This is a genomic window from Noviherbaspirillum cavernae (genome assembly GCF_003590875.1).
GTDB classification, from domain to species: Bacteria; Pseudomonadota; Gammaproteobacteria; order Burkholderiales; family Burkholderiaceae_D; genus Noviherbaspirillum; species Noviherbaspirillum cavernae.
Genome location: NZ_QYUN01000002.1, coordinates 2,788,903 through 2,806,473 on the forward strand (window position 1 = coordinate 2,788,903; position 17,571 = coordinate 2,806,473).

General features: G+C 61.1%; 14 protein-coding genes and 1 pseudogene. 5 read left to right on the forward strand and 10 right to left on the reverse strand.

Annotation, left to right across the window (positions count from 1 at the left end):
• Window positions 1-9: 9 nt before the first annotated feature.
• Window positions 10-1,578 carry a ShlB/FhaC/HecB family hemolysin secretion/activation protein gene (locus tag D3870_RS13075; RefSeq protein ID WP_119739718.1) on the reverse strand — a complete coding sequence of 523 codons (1,569 nt, stop codon included), beginning with the start codon at window positions 1,576-1,578 and terminating at the stop codon, window positions 10-12.
• Between the two features lie 440 nt (window positions 1,579-2,018).
• Between D3870_RS13075 and D3870_RS13080 the strand changes: the two are divergent.
• A pseudogene (locus D3870_RS13080) lies at window positions 2,019-4,976 on the forward strand (bifunctional diguanylate cyclase/phosphodiesterase); the annotation flags it as partial.
• A 94-nt stretch (window positions 4,977-5,070) separates the two neighbouring features.
• Here the strand turns inward: D3870_RS13080 and D3870_RS13085 are convergent.
• Together D3870_RS13085 and D3870_RS13090 are read right to left on the reverse strand one after the other, a co-directional pair.
• The gene (locus D3870_RS13085) at window positions 5,071-5,670 is read right to left on the reverse strand and encodes a DUF938 domain-containing protein (protein WP_119739722.1); all 600 of its coding nucleotides are present in this window, start codon (window positions 5,668-5,670) and stop codon (window positions 5,071-5,073) included.
• A 108-nt stretch (window positions 5,671-5,778) separates the two neighbouring features.
• A complete protein-coding gene (locus D3870_RS13090) occupies window positions 5,779-6,621 on the reverse strand; it encodes a Mut7-C RNAse domain-containing protein (protein ID WP_340638443.1) in 843 nt (280 codons plus the stop codon).
• Between the two features lie 217 nt (window positions 6,622-6,838).
• On the opposite strand from D3870_RS13090, the gene D3870_RS13095 reads away from it, so the two are divergent.
• The 3 genes from D3870_RS13095 to D3870_RS13105 all read left to right on the forward strand — a co-directional run bounded on the left by D3870_RS13095 (window position 6,839) and on the right by D3870_RS13105 (window position 8,722).
• Window positions 6,839-7,684: a universal stress protein gene (locus D3870_RS13095; protein ID WP_119739724.1), complete on the forward strand. Its 846-nt coding sequence runs from the start codon at window positions 6,839-6,841 to the stop codon at window positions 7,682-7,684.
• A gap of 231 nt (window positions 7,685-7,915) precedes the next feature.
• Window positions 7,916-8,263, forward strand: coding sequence for a DUF2188 domain-containing protein (locus tag D3870_RS13100; protein WP_119739726.1), 348 nt, complete (start codon window positions 7,916-7,918; stop codon window positions 8,261-8,263).
• A gap of 189 nt (window positions 8,264-8,452) precedes the next feature.
• Entirely contained in the window at window positions 8,453-8,722 is a 270-nt protein-coding gene (locus D3870_RS13105; RefSeq protein ID WP_119739729.1) for a GlsB/YeaQ/YmgE family stress response membrane protein, read from the forward strand.
• Window positions 8,723-9,174: 452 nt separating this feature from the next.
• Here D3870_RS13105 and D3870_RS13110 read toward each other — a convergent pair whose 3' ends face one another.
• The 5 genes from D3870_RS13110 to D3870_RS13130 form a co-directional block, all read right to left on the reverse strand.
• Entirely contained in the window at window positions 9,175-9,489 is a 315-nt protein-coding gene (locus D3870_RS13110) for a thioesterase family protein (RefSeq protein WP_158590453.1), read from the reverse strand.
• Window positions 9,490-9,723: 234 nt separating this feature from the next.
• Complete coding sequence (locus D3870_RS13115; RefSeq protein WP_119739732.1) at window positions 9,724-11,445, reverse strand: long-chain-fatty-acid--CoA ligase; 1,722 nt, start codon at window positions 11,443-11,445, stop codon at window positions 9,724-9,726.
• Between the two features lie 199 nt (window positions 11,446-11,644).
• A complete protein-coding gene (locus D3870_RS13120) occupies window positions 11,645-12,880 on the reverse strand; it encodes an acyl-CoA dehydrogenase family protein (protein ID WP_119739734.1) in 1,236 nt (411 codons plus the stop codon).
• Between the two features lie 100 nt (window positions 12,881-12,980).
• A complete protein-coding gene (locus D3870_RS13125; protein WP_119739735.1) occupies window positions 12,981-13,751 on the reverse strand; it encodes an SDR family oxidoreductase in 771 nt (256 codons plus the stop codon).
• 14 nt (window positions 13,752-13,765) lie between these two features.
• Window positions 13,766-14,473: a histidine phosphatase family protein gene (locus tag D3870_RS13130; protein WP_119739737.1), complete on the reverse strand. Its 708-nt coding sequence runs from the start codon at window positions 14,471-14,473 to the stop codon at window positions 13,766-13,768.
• 102 nt (window positions 14,474-14,575) lie between these two features.
• Between D3870_RS13130 and D3870_RS13135 the strand changes: the two genes are divergently transcribed.
• Window positions 14,576-15,481, forward strand: coding sequence for a LysR family transcriptional regulator (locus tag D3870_RS13135; protein WP_119739739.1), 906 nt, complete (start codon window positions 14,576-14,578; stop codon window positions 15,479-15,481).
• 164 nt (window positions 15,482-15,645) lie between these two features.
• On the opposite strand, the gene fumC is transcribed toward D3870_RS13135, so the two are convergent.
• Both fumC and D3870_RS22350 read right to left on the reverse strand, forming a co-directional pair.
• Window positions 15,646-17,043 carry a class II fumarate hydratase gene (fumC, locus tag D3870_RS13140; RefSeq protein WP_119739741.1) on the reverse strand — a complete coding sequence of 466 codons (1,398 nt, stop codon included), beginning with the start codon at window positions 17,041-17,043 and terminating at the stop codon, window positions 15,646-15,648.
• 124 nt (window positions 17,044-17,167) lie between these two features.
• Window positions 17,168-17,557, reverse strand: a complete 390-nt coding sequence (locus tag D3870_RS22350; RefSeq protein ID WP_158590454.1) for an energy transducer TonB — start codon at window positions 17,555-17,557, stop codon at window positions 17,168-17,170.
• Between the last annotated feature and the right edge of the window lie 14 nt (window positions 17,558-17,571).

Here is a 17,571-nt window from a genome sequence, read left to right on the forward strand (position 1 = left end):
CCCTGATTCTCAATACGACAGGCCGAGACGGAAATGCACGCGGTCGTCGCCTTTCCCGGTGGTGATCCCGGCATCCACCACATGACCGTAATCCACTTGCAAGCTCATGGTCTTGCCGATGTTCATGCGCAGGCCGACGCCGATGCTGCCGATCGAGGCCTTGTCGATTTCACCGGGTAATGGGTTGTTGCGGCTCACGCGGCCCATGTCGTAGAACGCCAGCGCGCGGCATTGCGCGGCAACGGCCTGGATGCCGCCGCACAGATTGGGCGTGTAGACCTCGGCGTTGATCACGTAGCCGGAATCGTTGGAGACTTCGCGCTCCTGGAAGCCGCGCACCGAGCTTGCGCCGCCGATGCCGAATTGTTCGCCCGGCACCAGTTCATCGTTCGTATACTGGCCGGTCATGCTCACGCGGGCGAGCCAGTCGTTCGGCAGCGCACGGCTGTAGCTGGCGCCGTAGCGCACGATGTTGTAGACCGACGGCGCGCCGAAGCGAACGCGGTTGAAGTCCGCCGTGCCGCCCTTGTCGCCGCCCGGGATATTGTGGAACGCGGTGGCGCTGAAGTTGACTTCGGATTTGGCCGGCGTCCATGTCCCCAGATAGCCGATGCTCAGGGGATGCACGGTCACGTCGTCGGTGATGCTGTTCTTGTACGCCTTGTAGTCGAGGCCGTAGATCAGCTTCGATTCGTAATCGCCGCGACGGCGGAGGTTCTGGTTGTAGCGCACGCCAAACACCGAACCCTCACCGGTGACTGGGAGATCGAAAATGCCGGCCAGCACCACGCTCGAATTAACCTCGGAATAACTGGCAAACAGGTCGATCGATTCGCCCAGCGCATACAGCGGGATGTGGTAGCCCGCGCCATAGACGCTGACCTTGCTCGGATGCTCGACCGAAGTCGTGTATTGCAGGCTGACGACGTGGTCGAGATTAGCGACGTTGGCATGCTGAAAGATCGCGTTGATCTGCGTCTCGCCGGTGCTGGGGTTGCCGGTGTTGTCGATGACCGCGCCGACGCGCCATGGCTTGTCGTCGATGACCTTGACCGTGGCGTCGATGTCGTTCTCGCTGCTGCCGCCATGCAATTGCAGATTGGTCTTCTTCACCGGATTTTCGTTGGCGAGCTTGAGGCTGGACGAGATTTTTCCGATGTTGGGCGTCTCGCCCTCGCGCAGGCCGGGCAGGCTGCGACGGATGTTGGCCTCGTCGAAGAACTGCTGCCCTTCCACGCGCACCCTGGCCAGTCTGGGCTGGATTACCCGAACCCGCACCACACCCTGGTTCAATTCCTGCTCCGGCAGCACGACCTGGACCACGTTGTAGCCGAGCTTCTGATACGCGCCTTCCAGCGCCTCGACGGCCTGCTGCACATCGCCGAAGCTGCGCTGCTTGCCGGTAAACGGAGCCAGCAGCTGGTCGGTTTGCTGCGGCGTGAGCAAGGTGTTCCCCTGTATGTCGTACCGCACGATCTCGAAGCGGCCAATCGGGTCCTGCTGGGCGTGTGCAAGCTGCGGCAATGCCAATACTGTCAACACAGTACTGGCGATCAAGCGCGATAAATGGGGTTTCATTTCTTCGTCGTTATTGTTGCGGGCGAGGGTTGTTTCGGAACGTTAATTGTATTGACTTTTGTCAATACTTTCCGTAGCGCAACTATACCCCACCAGGTTGACGAAACCCTCATAAGTTGCATTAAAGAAATATTAATTTGGCATTCGCAGGGCTTTTTGTTGCAAATCAAACCCTGCCCCGGAAATCCGGTCAAACGAGTCGATTCCGGATCGCGCTGGCCGGCGGGAAACCCCTCCCAAGGCCGTCTCGATGCCAGGGCGCGTACTTCCGCGCGTACCTCGTTCCCTTGAGAATGTTCAAACGGCACGACGGAGGAACTGGCATATTGATCCATCGAGACAACCACCGACGGTCGCTGGATGTGCATGGAATAAACGGGAATATGGGCCGCAGCAAGTACCGAACCTCAGCGACAGAAGACCTCGCCCCGAGTCCCGGCATGGATCATCTGCCGGAACTCGGCAAGGCGCTGCTGCTTGTCGCCGCGTATTACCTGACGGCGGCACTTTCCCTCAAGTTCTTCGCCGCCGGGCCCGCCAGTCCGTTGTGGGCACCGGCGGCGATCGCCTTGTGCGCCTGCCTTGCCTGGGGGCTGCGCATGGTGCCGGCGGCATGGCTGGGCGCGGCATTGATCATGTGGAGCGCCGGCCCGCCGTTCTGGGTCGGAGCACTGACGGCGCTGGGCGTGACGCTGGAGACGGTCGTCGCCGTCTTCCTGATCCGGCGCATGATCGGCATGCCGGTCAACTTCAGCGATACGCGCAACATCTTCCGGCTGGTCGGCATCGCCGCCGTCAGCAGCGTGCTGTCGGCCACCATCGGCGTATCCGTCCTTGCACTGACCGGCCACCTGGACAGCGCCGGCATGGGGCAGTCCTGGCTGACGTGGTGGCTGGGAGACACCACCGGCATCATCATCGTCGCGCCGCTGATCCTGACGTGGAGCGGCCGCTTCGGCAGCATGCTGAACCGGCAGCAGTTCGCGAGAGCCTTGCTGAATGTGCTGATACTGGCGCTGATGACGCATCTCGTCTTCGGCAACGTGTTCGGCCCCCTGCCGCTGGCCTTTTTGCCGATCACCTTCGTGATGTGGGCCGCGTTTCGCTTCAGTCTGCCGGCCGTGACCTGGATCAACGGCCTGATCTGCGCCATCGCGATCTGGCACACCCTGCACGGCACCGGCCCGTTTGCGATGCCGGACCTCAACATGTCCCTGCTCATCCTCGGCGTCTACAGCAGCGTGCTGGGCACCGTGGGATTGTCGCTGGCCAGCCTCGTCAGCCGGGCGCGCATCACCCAGGAAAAGCTGCGACAGGAGCGCGACTTTCTCGAGCAGCGCGTGCAGGAAAGAACCGCCGCGCTGGTGCGGGACATCGAGGAACGCAAGCGCATCGAACGCGAACTGGCCGCGCGCGAACGGCAACTGGCGGACGCGCAAAGTCTTGCGCAGGTCGGCAGCTGGAATCTGGATATCGAGGCGAATACCATTTCCTGGTCGGACGAGCTGTATCGCATATTCGGCGTGACCAGGGAAAATTTCGACGTGACGCGCGAAAACTGCAAGGCGCTGATCCACGAGGACGATATCGCGCCGCTGCAGCAGGTTGTCCTTGCCAGCCGGGCAACGGGCGAGCCGTTCGACATCGAGCATCGCGTCATCCTGCCCTCCGGCGAAACCCGCATGCTGGCCGCACGCGGCTATGTCACGGCGGACGAGAGCGGCCGCGTGGTGCGCATGTTCGGCACCACGCGCGACATCACCGACGCCAAGCGCGCCGAACTGGCGCTGCGGGAAGCGGAGGAGCGCTACCGGCTGGTGGTCGAACTGTGCCCCGATGCGATCCTCGTGCAGCAGGACGATAACTATACCTTCGGCAACCCGGCGGCCACGGCACTGCTCGGCGCGGGCACGGTGAACCTCATCCTCGGCAGACCGGTGCTGGGCTTCGTCCATCCCGATTTTCACGAGATCGTGCGCCAGCGTCATGCCAGCCTGGTGCGCGGCGACAGCGTGCCGCGCAGCGAGGAAAAATTCCTCCGACTCGACGACACGCCGGTGGATGTCGAAGTGCATTCCTCATCGTTCATGTACCGGGGAAAATTCGCCGCCCTGCTCATCGCACGCGACATCACCGAACGCAAGAAATCCGCCGAGCAACTGGCCTGGCTGGCGCACTACGATTCGCTCACCGCGCTGCCGAACCGCATCCTGTTCCACCAGCGGCTGGCCCACGCCATGCGCATCGCGGAACGGCCGGGCCGCTCGCTGGAAGTGCTGTTCCTCGATCTCGATCATTTCAAGCAGATCAACGACACGCTGGGCCACGCAACCGGCGACTGGGTCCTGCAGGAAACGGCCGAACGGCTGCAAGGCAGCCTGCGCGAGTCGGATACGGTGGCACGCCTGGGCGGCGACGAATTCGTGGTGCTGGTGGAAAACGTGGACGAACCGCATCGCGGCGGCTTCATTGCGGAAAAGATACTGGCCGCGATGAAGCGCCCCTTCATCAACAGCGAGCACACGCTCAACATCACGACCAGCATCGGCATCAGCAGCTTCCCGACCGACGGAATCGACGCCGATGCGCTGCTGAAGAAAGCCGATACCGCGATGTACCGTGCCAAGCAATCGGGCCGCAACGCCTACCGCTACTACTCGGAGGAAATGAATCTGCACACGAGCGAGCGGCTGCGGCTGGAAGAAGCGCTGCGCGACGCGATCCGGCACGATCAGCTGTCGCTGCACTACCAGCCCAAGGTCGACATGCTGTCGCGCCGCATTACCGGCATGGAGGCGCTGCTGCGCTGGAACCATCCGGCGCTGGGATCGGTCCCGCCGCAACGATTCATTCCGCTGGCGGAAGAGACCGGACTGATCCATGCGATCGGCAAATGGGCGATCCGCGCCGCCTGCATCCAGAACCGGTTGTGGCAGGACGCGAATGCGACGCGTCTGAAGGTGGCGGTCAATCTGTCGCCGCTGCAGATGTCGGACGACAACCTGATCGCCGACATACGCGAGATACTCGACGACACCGCGCTCGATCCGGCATGGCTGGAACTGGAGATCACGGAAAGCACGGTGATGGCCAACCCCGACAAGGCCATCGTCCTGCTCAAGAGCCTGCGCGACATCGGCATCAGCGTGGCGATCGACGATTTCGGCATCGGTTATTCGTCACTGGCCTATCTGAAACGCTTCCCCATCCAGGCGGTCAAGATCGACCGCTCGTTCGTGCAGGGCGTGCCGCAGGACCACGGCGACGCCGCGATCACGAAGGCGATCATCGGCCTTGCGCACAGCCTCGAATGCACCGTCATCGCCGAAGGCGCGGAAACCCAGCAGCAGGTCGATTTCCTGCACGAACATGAATGCGATACCGTGCAAGGCTACTTCTTCAGCGCGCCGGTCAATGCGGACAGGTTCGGCGAACTGCTGAGGATGGAAATGCGGATGCCGGTGCATTGAACGAAAAGTCGTTCGATCCTCGTCACGCCCGTCCGCGCCGCCACACCAGCAGCCGGTTGTTGGCCGGCATGGCGTGGTCCGCCTGCAGCTCCAGACCTTGTTCACGCGCCAGGCGGTTCACTTCCTCGACATCGCGGATGCCCATGTGCGGGGCCTGCTCCTTCAACGCCGTGTCGAAGCGCGCATTGCTCTCGCTGGTGAATTTCCCTTCGTAGTTGAACGGGCCGTAGATGCACAGCACGCCGTCGCGGCCCAGCACACGGCCGATGCCGGCGAACATGCCTTCCACTTCGTGCCACGCCATGATGTGGCAGGTGTTGGCGCTGAACACGGCATCGAACGGACCGGCTGGCCATGCATCGCCGCCGGCATCCAGCGCGAGCGGCGGCATCACGTTCGGCAAGCCGGCCTCGTCTTGCCAGGCGATGATGCTGGAATGATTTCGCGGCAGATCGCTCGTCTGCCACCGCAGGTGCGGCAGGTGCGCGGCGAAGTGGACGGCGTGCTGGCCGGTGCCGCTGCCGATTTCGAGCACATGTCTGCGGTCGGCGAAGACCTCGCGCAGGATTTGCAAGATGGGATCGCGGTTGCGTTCGCAGGCGGCGGAGAACTGTTTTTCCATGTCGGGATGCTGGTGAAAAAGATCGAGGATAGCGTGGCGTGCGCGGTTCCGCATTGTGCGCGGTTTCTCGTCACGCCGTGAGGTTGCGGCAGACGCATGGAGCCTTCCTTACAGACCATGCACCCCGATACTTTCGCGATTGCCGTTACCTCCCAGCATCTGCGCCACTCGTTCGCGCATGTGCGCCACGTGCGAGCCTTCCCAGTACACCTGCGCACAGACTTCGCATTCGAAGAAGCGGTCGTAGAAGCGCCTGCTGTGCGTCGGCACGCGATGCGCCACGGCGCTTTTCTCCACCACGCGCAGCACGCCGTTGCAGGTCAGGCAGCGGCTGAAGGCGCGGGCGCTGCCGGACAGGTCGAAGCGCGCCACCAATTCGGCGATCTGCTCGTCGCACGGGACGGCATGCAGATAACAGCCGCGCACGATTTCCTTTCTGATCAGCAAATCGCGGTCGCGGGTCAGCACGATGCGCTCGTCTTCGGCCGCGATGCGCGCCACTTCCGCATCGCTGTAATCGTTGCGGTACAGCACGTCGAAGCCGAGCATGCGCAGGTTTTTCGCGAGCTGGCCGAGATGCGCATCGGCGATGAAGCGTTCGCCGCGCAACGACGGTCCGCGCACTTTCGTCAGCGCGCTGATGTCCAGCGTGCTGAAGTGCGGGTACACGCTGACCCGTTCGCCGCCCTGCAAACGCCATGAAAAATCGACCGATTCGCCATCGACGAGGATCAGTTCCACTTCGGTATGGGGCGCGCCGAGCGCCTCGATGGTGTGCTTGACGGTGGCGTCGCGTGACAGCGCGTAACTGAAGCTGCGCTGGCGATGGCGTGGGGCGAGGAATTGATTGAGCTCTGCGTAGAACCGGAAATGGGCGATGGCCACGATGGGAACCTTGTTGGACGCCGGCTCAGCGGATGACCGCCGCACCGCTGCGCTTTTGCGGGACACAACATGTTTTATTGTAGGCAAGGGCACGCTGAAATCAAGGAAGCGGCGGCAACGGCCGCCACCGCATACCGCCCTTGGCGATTGCATGCATGCCGCCGATTTGAGATATATCAAATCCCGGCCTCTGCACCTTCTTGCCGCTCCCGCTCCGCACTAACGTAAAAGCTGAGGAAGTCTTTTATCGCAGCGTGGCGCGGCCTGTGGGTCGAGGTGCAAGATGTCGTACAAGACCGTCCTGGTGCATGTGGACGAATCGGAACATGCGAGCGAGCGGATCAAGCTCGCCGCGACCGTTGCCATGGCGGAAAACGCTCATCTGATCGGTACGGCAATGACCGGCGCATCGCGTTATCTGCAGCGCGCGAAAATGCTGGCCGATGTCGGCCCCAACTTCAGGATTCACCTCGATCTGCTGCGCCAGCGCGCGGATCGCGGGCTGGAAGAATTCGAAGCGGTGGCGCAGAAGGTCGGCATCCCCTCCTTCGAAAAGCGGCTGGTGGATGACGAGGCGGGCGGCGGCGTGTGCCTGCAGGCGCGTTATTGCGACCTGGTGGTGATCGGACAGATGGATCCCGATGAAATCTCGCCGATCGTGATGCCGGATTTTCCGCAATACGTGGTGCTCCATTCGGGACGGCCGGTGCTGATCACTCCCTACGCCGGCCGGTTCGACAACATCGGCAGCCGCGTGCTGATCGCGTGGGACGCGAGCATGGCCGCGACGCGCACCATTACCAACGCGATTCCCTTGCTCAAACGCGCACAGATCGTGGAAGTGGCGCTGTTCAATCCGGACGAACAACTGCCCACGTCGGCGCAAGGCGGCGTGCCGGGCGCGGACATCGCCCTGTACCTCGCGCGGCACGGCATCAAGGTTGACGTCACGCAACGCAGTACCGATGCCGAGATCGGCCATGCGCTGCTCGCGCTGGCGGCCGAATTGCACTGCGATCTGATCGTCATGGGCGGCTACGGCCATTCACGCTTTCGCGAGATTCTGCTCGGCGGCGTGACGCGCACGGTGCTGGAAAGGATGACCGTGCCGGTACTGATGTCGCATTGAGTTGAGGCAAGTCTCGCTTGAAATCGACTTTTATCAAGACATGTCGATTCCTGATGCAGCGCATGTAGCGTTTTCAATAATCAATGGAACATTTACAAGATGAGATTGCCAAATAAACAGCAATGGCCTGGTTTTTGACAGCAACAGACAGGCACAGGATTTGCACCATATCTCACGCAATGCAGATGGCCCGGCGCGTGTCATGTACGAAGGCATGAAGCGCATTTCGGCATGAGCGCAGCAATGCTCGCATTGGACAAGCGCGGCCATCGCGCGTCTGACCGACTCCTGCACCGAGGAGATATGGCGATGGAAAACGAAGGGAAAGAGCCATTGGTGATCTGCGTATCGCCGGGTCTTCACGGCAGATGGGATGTATCGGAGAAGGGTGCCGAGATGCCGCTTGCATCGTTTGACGAGAAGGAGGACGCCTATGCCTACGCCGCCGGTTTGACCAGATCACGCGAAGACGCAACAGTGCTGGTCGAAGACGAGGAAGGTTTTTCCATGTTGCCCTTGCCGGATGACGGCAAGTCCGGCCGCAAGCGCGGCAGGCACATGCGCAACGGCATGTCATGAACAGGCAGGCCGTGCCGTACGGTTTTCAGTCGTTTCAAGCAGGAGGGAACAGGTAGCGAAAAATGCAGTGCAGTACCCGGTTTGTACAGTCAGCGGTTTGAATCCGAACAGCCGGGCCGGCCATGAACCAAGTTCTTCATGACCAGTCTATCGATGTAGCCAGTCTATCAACATACATAGGAGGTAGGTATGAATTTCATTATCTGGATTGTTGTTGGCGGTATTCTCGGATGGCTCGCAAGCCTGGTGATGAGAACCGATGCACAGCAAGGCATGCTGCTCAACGTCGTGGTCGGCATCGTCGGGGCATTGCTGGGCGGCTGGCTGCTGGCTCCGTTGTTCGGCACCGGCACCATCAATCAGAACGACTTCAGCATTTCATCGCTGCTGGTATCGTTCCTCGGCGCGGTCGTGCTGCTTGCGATCGTGAACCTGCTGCGGCGCGGCACGCCACGTTGACGGATACATCGATTCGGTTCAACCGGCTTGTCTGCAAGTTGTAGAGCAATCGGTGCGGGGCTCCACTCCTGCGGGAGCCCCGCACCGCGATGCTTTTGTCAGACGCAAATTCGCGGCCCGAATTTGCAGCCCTCCCTCTTCCCGTCTCCCTTCCATATCATTCTGCACAGCTTTGGCAGTCTGCCTCGAATCGCCAGGGTTCTTAGAGCATCTAACAAAATGAAGCAAAGCGGTTCTGAGTAGGCGCGCCGCCGCAGACAGTACAACTTGTACGGCAAGGCGGGTGTAGCAGGGGTTTCGGACGGCATGCCGTCCGCCTGCGAAACGGTCTGCGCTTGCAAGCGCAGATGCGCCCTGCAAGGGCAACACCCTCAGAATCATTTTGTTAGATGCTCTTACAAGGCGTTGATGGCGTCGTCCCAAGATTTCAAGGATTGCGGCTTGAGAGATCCTCACTGACCGACGAGATGGGCGGGATCAATCGTCTTGCCGCCTTTCTTGAACTTCACCTTGACGAATACCCGCGCGTATTTTTCGCCCCGGACAGAAAACACGTGTTCGAAGTATGCGCATTTGTCATCCCAATAGGCGATTCCTGTTTCGATCTCCAGTTTCGTGAATATCCTGATCGGTCTGGAGAATTTGATGAGTTGCGATGCGTTGACGAAGCGGTATCCATTTCTCAGAAACATGCCCAGCAGCCCGGTCTTGATCATGAAGTCAAACTGCGCGGCCTCCACCAGCTGAAAATACTTGTCGCTCTTCAAAGTGGCAATGCCGGTGTCCCAGGGGCCAACGAGAAAAGCGGTTCGCACACACCCGACGGGGACCGCCGTCCCATGCCTGAACAATGAGACAAGGATCGTGATCATGTTTCTGATGATTCCCGACATCGTCAATGTGCCCCGCAGGTGAAAGAATCAATGCAAGTTTGCGATTGAAAAGTGAATCCCCGCACGACCGGCCAGTGGCTCCTTCGACCCAGGCTGGCCGGGGCCGCATCAGGATACCGCCCGTCTCTTCGCCTCTTCGTCGTACAGTTCCTTTTTGGACAGCTTGCCCACCGGCGTCTTCGGCAGTTCCGCGCGGATCTCCATCGCCTGCACCATCTCGTGCTTGCCCAGCCGCTTTTTCAGGAAGCCCTTGAGATCCTCCAGCGTGAACGCGGCAGCTCCCTTCTTCAGCGAAATGAATGCCTTCGGAGACTGTCCCCGGTATTCATCGGGGATGCCGATGACGCTGACCTCGGCCACCGATGGATGCTCGTAGATCGCTTCCTCGATGTTGCGCGGATAGACGTTGTAGCCGCCGCACAGAATCATGTCCTTGGTGCGATCGACGATGTAGACGAAACCGTCTTCATCCATGGTCGCCACATCGCCGGTGCGGAAGAATCCGTCCGCCGTCATCGAGGCCGCCGTCGCTTCCGGCTTCTTCCAGTAGCCCTTCATCACGTTCGGCCCCTTGATGCACATTTCGCCGCGCTCGCCACGCGACACTTCCTGCGTCGGGTCGTCCACGCTGACGAATTTCAGCGTCACTCCAATGGTCGGGATGCCGCAGGAACCGACCTTTTGCGTGCCGTAGATCGGCGTGAAGGTGCCGGTCGGCGAAGTCTCCGTCATGCCCCAGCCTTCCACCAGGCAGCAGCCGGTCAGCCGCTGGAAAGTCTGGTTGACTTCGACCGGCAGTGGCGCGCCGCCGGAATTGCAGAACTTCAGGGAACTCAAGTCGTAGTTACCGATGTCCGGGTAATTGATGATCGCGGTGTACATGGTCGGCACGCCGGGGAACACGGTGATTTTCTTCGCCGACAAATCCTTGACCGCCGCTTCCACCTCGAAGCGGGTATGCAGCACCAGTTCCGCCCCCATCTGGATGCCGAACAGCATATCGACTGTCAGCGCGTAGATATGGAACAAGGGCAATACGGCCAGCACGCGTTCCTTGCCTTCCTCCAGCACCTTCGGTTCGCCGCTGACGTTGGCGAGAATCTGGCTGCATGCCGCCGTGAGATTCGCGTGCGTGAGCATCGCGCCCTTGGGCAGTCCGGTCGTGCCGCCGGTGTATTGCAATACGGCGATGGCATCGGCCGGGTCCGTCACCGGGTACGGCGTGTATGCGCCATCGTTGTCCAGCAATTGCGCAAAGCTGTGATGACGTTCGTCGGCCGCCACTTCGCTCAACAGGCCTGCCTGCTGCATGTGGCCGCGCACTGCGTCGGGATGCGCAGCCATCTCAGCGATGCTGCCGATCACCAGCTTCTGCAGGCGCGTCGCACCCAGCAGCTTGTCCATCTGCGGATACAGCACCTTGAGGTCGAGCGTCACGATGATGTCGGTTTCGCTGTCCTCGACCTTGTGCTCCAGCACCTTTTCCGCATCGAGCGGCGAATAGTTCACCACCGTGCCGCCCGCCTTCAACACAGCGAAGAAACTGATCACGTAATGCGGCGTGTTCGGCAGATAGAGGCCGACATGCACGCCCGGTTTCACGCCCAGCTTCTGAAAACCCTTCGCGGCGCGATCGACCAGTTGCTGCAACTCGCGATACGTGATTTTCCTTCCCATGAAATCGAGCGCGGGATTGTCTGGCCACTTCGCCGCCGCATCGTCCAGCAATTGCGGCACGGGCATGACGGGCAATTGCGCCTCCCAGCGCACGCCTGCCGGATAGGATTTGATCCACGGAAAATCCACTGCATCAATTACGTTGTCGTTCATCGTTTGTCTCCTTCTCGTTGTGTCATGCCGTCATCGTTTCGCGCCGGCTCTCTGGCCGCTTTTTCGAGACGATGGCGGTTCGGTATTGCATGCTCGACCGCCTGCCAATATCACTTCCACATAGGAACACTCCTCCCCTCTTTGCAGAGGGAAGGAGCTGTTCGGCGATGTCGATGTTGATGTTGATGACGCAGTAATCCTAGCGCTGCACCGCCTTTTCCGCCTTGTACTTTCTCAGTTCCAGCTTGCCGATCTGGTTGCGGTGCACTTCGTCCGGGCCGTCCGCGATGCGCAGCGAGCGCGCGCCGGCGTAGGCATGCGCGAGGAATTCATCCGTCATGCCGCCGCCGCCATGCGCCTGGATCGCCCAGTCGATCACCTGGCATGCCATGTTCGGCGCGGCCACCTTGATCATGCCGATTTCCTTCAGCGCGGCCTTGTTGCCGACGGTGTCCATCATCTGCGCGGCATTCAGCACGAGGAAGCGCGCCTGGTCGATCAGGATGCGCGACTCCGCGATGCGCTCCAGCGTCACGGTCTGTTCCGCTACCGGTTTGCCGAAGGCGACGCGGGTCAGCGTGCGCTTGCACATTTTTTCCAGCGCGCGTTCCGCCACGCCGATCAGGCGCATGCAGTGATGGATGCGGCCCGGGCCGAGGCGGCCTTGCGCGATCTCGAAGCCGCGCCCTTCGCCGAGCAGGATGTTGGAGGCCGGCACGCGCACGTTCTCGAACACGATTTCGGCATGGCCATGCGGCGCGTCATCGAAGCCGAGCACCGGCAGGTGGCGCAGGATGTTCACGCCCGGCGTGTCGCGCGGCACCACGATCATCGATTGCTGCAGGTGCTTGTTCGGATTGTCGGGATCGGTCTTGCCCATGAAGATGAAAACCTTGCAGCGCGGATCGTTCGCGCCCGACGACCACCATTTGCGGCCGTTGATCACATAATGGTCGCCGTCGCGCACGATGCGACTTTCGATGTTGGTCGCGTCCGACGAGGCAACCGCCGGTTCGGTCATCGCGAAGCAGGAGCGGATCTTGCCTTCCAGCAGCGGCTTCAGCCATTGCTCTTTCAGTTCCTCGCTGGCATAGCGTTCCAGCGTCTCCATGTTCCCGGTATCGGGCGCGGAGCAGTTGAACACTTCCGGTGCCCAGCTGGCGCGGCCCATGATCTCGCACAGCGGCGCGTATTCGAGATTGGTCAGGCCCGCGCCACGCGTCGATTCCGGCAGGAACAGATTCCACAATCCCGCCGCGCGCGCCTTCTCCTTCAGCTCTTCCATGATTTTGGTCGGAATCCAGGCATCGCCCTTGCGGCGGTTCGCCTCGATCTCGCCAAAAAACGTCGCTTCGTTCGGATAGATGTGCTCATCCATGAAGGCGTTCAGGCGTTCCTGCAGTTGCTTGACTTTGGGGCTGTATTGGAAATCCATTTTTACTCCGTTGTGTGCACACCGCGTGCGTTGTGGTTCATGTCAATCAAGGAATGTTCAGTCTTTTTCGGTATCGATATTGCTCGCCGTCGGCATGCCCTTATCCGAGCAGATAACCGCCATCCACATTCAGGCAGGTACCGGTGGTGTAGCTCGCGGCATTCGATGCCAGATACAGCACCGCGCCCGCCATCTCGTCCGGTTGCGCCACGCGGCGCATCGGCACGTGCGGCATCATCTTGTTCAGCACGGCCGGGTTGTGCACCAGCGCGGAGGCGAACTTGGTGTCGGTCGCGCCGGGCAGCAAGGCGTTGACGCGCACACCGGACGGCGCGCACTCCTTGGCGAAGGCCTGCGTCATCGAAATCACCGCCGCCTTGGTGATCGAATAGATGCCTTGCATGTCGCCGGGAATGACGCCGTTGACCGAAGCGACGTTGACGATGCTGCCGCCGCCGTTCTTCGCCATCAATTTGACGCCATGCACCGAGCTGTAGAAATAGCCGCGAATATTGACGTCGAGCGTCTTCTGGAACGAGGACAGGTCGGTATCGACGATCGGGCCGAAATACGGATTGGTCGCCGCGTTGTTGACCAGAATGTCGAGCCGGCCGTGTTTGCGTTCAATCGTGGCGAACAGCGCCTCGATCTGTGCCATCTCGCCGATGTGGCAGGCGATTGCTTCGGCCGAACCGCCCGCTTCCCGGATGGCGGCGACGACCGTTTCGCAGGATTCCGCCTTGCGGCTGGAAACGATCACATGCGCGCCGTAAGCGGCGAGCGTTTTGGCGATGGATTCGCCGATGCCGCGGCTGGCGCCGGTGACGAGTGCGACTTTTCCGGTGAGGTCGAAGAGATTGGTGGTAGCCATGATGTTCCTGTGGATCAGCGATAAGTAACGCTCTCCGGCTGGCCGAGCCATTCCAGATGCGCGAAGTTGTTGAGATAACTGAGGGAAACCGCGCCGCGCCGGTACAGCAGCTTGGTGATGGCGCAGTTGACGAGCGACCAGTTGAGTTCGGCCACCTTCTGATCCGGCAGGCCGAGCAGATGCTGAGCGATGGTCGAGATCGTGCCGCCGGAGGTGAAGACCGCGATCGACTGCGACTGGCCGGCGCTTTCGATCAAGCGTTGCAACGCACTCACGACGCGGGTGCGGAACGCGGACCAGGGTTCGCGATAGTCGGCATCGTGTTCGCCGCTCATCCAGCGCGCCATGGATTCCTGGAAATATTGCTGGAACACATAACGCGCGTTCTCGGTCGTGGCGAAAAAATGCTTCACAGCCGCCGGATCGTCGAACTCCGGGCGATGCCGGATCATCACTTCATGGTGATCGTATTCATTGAAACCGGGATCGGTCTGCCAGTCGAGATCGACGCGCGACGCCATGGGCAACACCGCAATGCAGGCATTCGCGGTCTGCCGATGGCGCTTCAGATCACCGGTGACGATGCGGTGGAATTGCTGCTTGCCGTTGGCGAACCACTCGCCCAGCAAACGGGCCTGCTCGTGCCCGAGTGCGGACAGCTCGTCGTAGTTCTCGCTGCCGAATGACGCCTGTCCATGCCGAATGAGATAAATCTGTCCCATGCCGAATGCCTTCCGTGAAATCTCATTACCGAGTTGAGGAAAGCTTATCGCCGGGCGTAGAATCCATCAAATGAATAGTTATTATCGATTCACATAAATTTCATGCATATATCCCGCGTAGACCTGAACCTCTTCACCGTCTTCGAAGCGATCTACACAGAAGGCAGCGTCACGCGCGCCAGCCAGAAACTGAATCTGACGCAGCCGGCCATCAGCCACGCCCTGGGACGACTGCGGCAGATGTTCGACGACCCGTTGTTCGTGCGCCAGGGACACACGATGGTCTCGACGCCGCTGGCGCGCAACATGATCGAGCCGGTGCGGCGAGCCTTGCGCGGACTGGAAGTGACCTTGAACGGGCTCGACCAGTTCGACCCGGCCACCATGCCGAAGCAGTTCAAGCTGGGATTGCGCGACGTGCTGGAAGCGACCATCCTGCCGCCGCTGATCATGCGCGTCAGTCAGCAGGCGCCGCTGGCGGACCTCGCGGCGATCCACGTCGACCGCCGCGAGCTTGAAGGGGAGCTGGCCGCCGGCACGCTCGACGCCGCCATCGACGTGCTGCTGCCATTGTCGAACAAGGTGCTGCACAAGCGCATCGACCAGGACTCGACCGTCGTGGTCGTGCGCAAGGGCCACCCGGAAATCGATGGCGCGCTCGACATCGCCACCTACCTGAAGCAGGACCACATCCTCGCCAGCTCGCGCCGCAAGGGGCCGGGGTTGCAGGACTTCGAACTGAGCCGCTTCGGCCTGGAACGCCGCATCCGCCTGCGCTGCCAGCACTACTTCGCCGCCTGCCGCGTCGTCAGCCAGACCAATCTGATCCTGACCATGCCGGGCCGCTACGCGCGCATCGCCAACCAGCAATTCGACAACCAGATCCTGCCCTTCCCGCTTGAGGTCCCGGCCTTCGACGTGTTTCTCTACTGGCATTCGAATGTGGACAACGATCCGGCCAATTGCTGGCTGCGGGAGCAGATTGTGCAGTCGTTTCAGGCGCAGTGATCGCAGTGATGGAATTTCCTGCCATGCATGGCAGAGGAAGGTAGAAGGCGGCGGCAATGATGCGCACTGCGCACCCTGCTGACATCCCTTGCTGCCAACGGTGCCGTGTTCTTGTCGTCACGGGGCGACGCCCGTATCACGGACAGATTGTGTGAGGAAGAACACTACATGTGCTTCGGTCGCGTCATTTCGCTCGGCTGAATCCACTTGGAAAACTCCTCCTCCGTCACATGTCCCAGCGCCAGCGCCGCCTCTTTCAAGGTCGAGCCTTCGTGATGCGCCTTTTTCGCAATCTGCGCCGCGCGGTCATAACCGATATGCGGCGTCAGCGCCGTCACCAGCATCAGCGAGCTTTCCATCAAGTCGGCAATGCGCGCGTGATTGGCCTCGATCCCGCGCGCGCAATGCTCGTCGAAACTCTTCATGCCATCGGCCAGCATGCGCACGCTCTGCAGGAAATTGTGCGCGATCAGCGGCTTGTACACATTCAGCTCGAAGTTGCCGGAAGCGCCGCCGAAGTTGATCGCCACATCGTTGCCGAACACCTGCGCGCACAGCATGGTCAGCGCCTCGCACTGCGTCGGATTGACCTTGCCCGGCATGATCGAACTGCCCGGCTCGTTCTCGGGAATCGTGATTTCGCCGAGGCCGGAACGCGGCCCCGACGCCAACCAGCGCACATCGTTGGCGATCTTCGTCAACGCGGCGGCCAGCGTCTTCAACGCGCCATGCGCCGCCACCATCGGATCGTGCGTCGCCAGCGCGGCAAACTTGTTGGCGGCGCTCCTGAACTGCAAACCCGTGCTGCGTGTCAATTGCGCCGCCACGCGCTCGCCGAATTCGGGATGCGTGTTCAGGCCGGTGCCCACCGCCGTGCCACCGATCGCCAGTTCATACAGCGCGGGCAACGTCGCCTTGATCATCGCCTCGGCAAAATCGAGCTGCGCCACATACCCGGAAAACTCCTGCCCCAGCGTGAGCGGCGTCGCATCCTGCAAATGCGTGCGTCCGATCTTCACGATATCGGCAAACGCCGCCGATTTCGCATCCAGCGTCTTGCGCAGATCGCGGATCGCATGCAGCAGGCGCTTGGCCACAGCGATCGCCGCCGCCACATGCATCGCCGTCGGGAAGACATCGTTGGACGACTGGCCGAGGTTGACCTCATCGTTGGGATGAATCAGCCGCCCCTCGCCCACCATCCCGCCCAACAGCTCCGAGGCGCGATTGGCCAGCACCTCGTTCATGTTCATGTTGGTCTGCGTGCCCGATCCGGTCTGCCACACCGACAGCCGGAACTCGTCGCGATGCAACCCCGCGATCACCTCCTCCGCCGCCTGTCCGATGGCGTTCGCCTTCTTCTCGTCGAGCAGGCCGAGCTCAAGATTGACCGTCGCGCAAGCCTGCTTGACGCTCGCCAGCGCCACGATCAATTCCTCCGGCATATGCTCCGTGGAAATATGAAAGTGCTCGAGCGAACGCTGCGTCTGCGCGCCCCACAAACGATCGGCAGGAACCGCAATCGGGCCGAAGGTATCGCGCTCTGTCCGGGTCGTGGTCATGATTTCCTCCGTTCACAGGAATTAGGACAGGTGTGGCGGGGATTGGTTTTACAGCGGGGTTTGGCGGGTGACAAGGAAGTTTGCCGCATGCGTGAGTGACGCGGCCTCGCCTGATTTCGCCGCTCTACTGTCCCTCAAATTCGACAAGAATTTTCATGCGCGACCGGCTCGTCTTGCCATCCTTGATGCCCGGCTGCATCTTCGCTTGCATGAAGGTTTCGATGGCAACTTTCTCAAAGCCTGGAGACCAATCCGCTTCGTCCACCTCAACACGATCAACCTTGCCGTCCGCGCCGATGTACAGGACCAGCACACCGGCCGCCCTGCCGGTTTGAAGCGGTTCATCGGGGAACGGCACGATCACCGGCTCCTGCGGACGTGCGGGCTCATCGAGCTCTCCGGCGGAAAGATACGGTGCTTCCTGCACGCGCAGAATGGGCAGTATGGCGAATGGAGATGAATCATCTTCCGCCTTGTCCATCGTGCCCGCTTTGAGTTGGCTGTCGGCAATCATTTCGACGGCAGGCT